The organism is Nitratidesulfovibrio liaohensis (assembly GCF_011682075.1).
Taxonomy (GTDB): domain Bacteria; phylum Desulfobacterota; class Desulfovibrionia; order Desulfovibrionales; family Desulfovibrionaceae; genus Cupidesulfovibrio; species Cupidesulfovibrio liaohensis.
Genome location: NZ_VSMK01000507.1, coordinates 1 through 1642, shown reverse-complemented (window position 1 = coordinate 1642; position 1642 = coordinate 1). Strand labels below are relative to the sequence as shown.

At 68.7% G+C, this 1642-nt stretch carries 2 protein-coding genes; one reads left to right on the top strand and one right to left on the bottom strand.

Features of this window, described 5'->3' with window-relative positions; translation table 11 throughout:
• Positions 1 to 876: glycosyltransferase family 9 protein (locus FVW27_RS14940; protein WP_167126595.1), on the top strand; the 876-nt coding region annotated here is incomplete at its 5' end.
• A 408-nt stretch (positions 877 to 1284) separates the two neighbouring features.
• Here FVW27_RS14940 and FVW27_RS14935 read toward each other — a convergent pair.
• Positions 1285 to 1642 (bottom strand): L-threonylcarbamoyladenylate synthase (locus tag FVW27_RS14935; RefSeq protein WP_208294821.1); only part of this gene is annotated, 358 nt, incomplete at its 5' end.

Genomic DNA, 1642 nt, shown 5'->3' with positions numbered 1-1642 from the left:
CCGCGCGTGGTGCCCCTGCCCTGCCTGTCGCCCGGGGCGGACGGCGGCGGCATGGACGGCGATGCTGCTGGCGCGGAAGTCCCGGCAATGGGCCCCGCTGCGCGCCCCAGTCAGGTCAGTCATGCCAGTCATATCGGGCAGATCGGGCATGTCACCGGGACGCTCCGCAGCCTGCTTGAACGTGTAGCCCCGTCCGCCTTGCCCTGGCCGCCCCGGTGGGACGCTAATTGGCACGGCACCTGGCAAACCCTGTTCGGCGGCTGGAACGGCGCGGATTCGCGCACCGTGGTGCTGGTGCCGGGCGCGGGTCACCGGGCCAAGCAGTGGCCGCCCCGGCGGTTCGCCGCCGTGGCCGGTGCGCTGCTCCGGGCCGGGTACAATCCGTTGTACGTGCTGGGTCCGGCGGAACTGGAGCGCGGACTCGATCAAAACGCCCTGATGCCGAAAGAGCAACCGGGGGGAGGTGCGGTTCCGGTGGTCACCCCCGCCAACCACGGCGAACTGGCGCACCTGCTGCGCCGCGCGCGTCTGGTGATCGGTAACGATTCCGGGCCGCTGCACCTTGCCGCCCTGCACGGCGCTCCAGTACTGGCCCTGTTCGGCCCGGCCCCCGCCGGGGCATGGTGTCCGCACGGGGCGGCGGCGCTGCCCAGTCCGCTGGCATGTGCCCCCTGTTCCGCCACCCTGCGCACGCTGGGCTGCGGCTGGGGGCACGGCAACGGGAGCCCGCACGGCGGAAAGGACCGCAACGCCACCGCAGATCCCGACGAAACCTCCCCGTGCATGGCTGCCATCACAGAGCGGGCAGTTCTGTACAACATATTGAAATTGCTGGAAATACCCGACAAGGAACGGGAATGGGAGCGGCAGCCTTGATGCTTGCGCGCGGAAGAACGCGACACGGTCACCGGCGAGAGGAAACGTCCCCACGCACGACAACGGCGGACAGCGCGCAAAAGAAAAACCGGTCCCACACCCCTGTAGGACCGGTTCTCTGCAAAGAAAGGAAGGTGATCAGGATGTAGCAAGCGGTGTGCCAACGCGCCGCGGCGGCTGAACACAGCCTGCATCGCCTGCGGACGCTCACGTATCCATCTTGTTTTTCAGTTTTTTTCAAGATTCGCCAGGTAGCGGGCCGACACGGACCGTTTGCGCAATCAGTTCAACTTTTTTGCCAACGATGCTGCCGCCGCCTCGCAGGCCTCGTCCAGTGCGGTTTTGCGGCCATTTTGCCGCCGTGGCCTTGCAAAAATTTTTTGTACTCCCGGCAGGGTCGCCCCCCGTTCACTCCAGCGCAAACCCGGCATCACGCAGGGCCTGAGCCGACACGGCCCCGGCCCGCAACACCCGCAGGCGCGGCGCACCGCAGCCAATCCCGCCACCGGACCCGCAACAGCCCCCATCCAGCACCTCCACCAGCGTGGAGGGCAAGCCGCCGGGCGGCGCGGGGGGCAGGTCCAGCACCCCGGCCACTTCGGCCAGCAGTTCCGGATCAAGCTCCGCAGCGCGGGTCACGGCAGGACGACCGCTGATGTTGGCGCTGCTGGCCACCAGCGGCCCACCGGCCAGCAGGCACAATTCGCGGGCCACGGGATGCGGGGTCAGGCGCACGGCCACGCGTCCCGTGCCCCCCGTAAGCGGC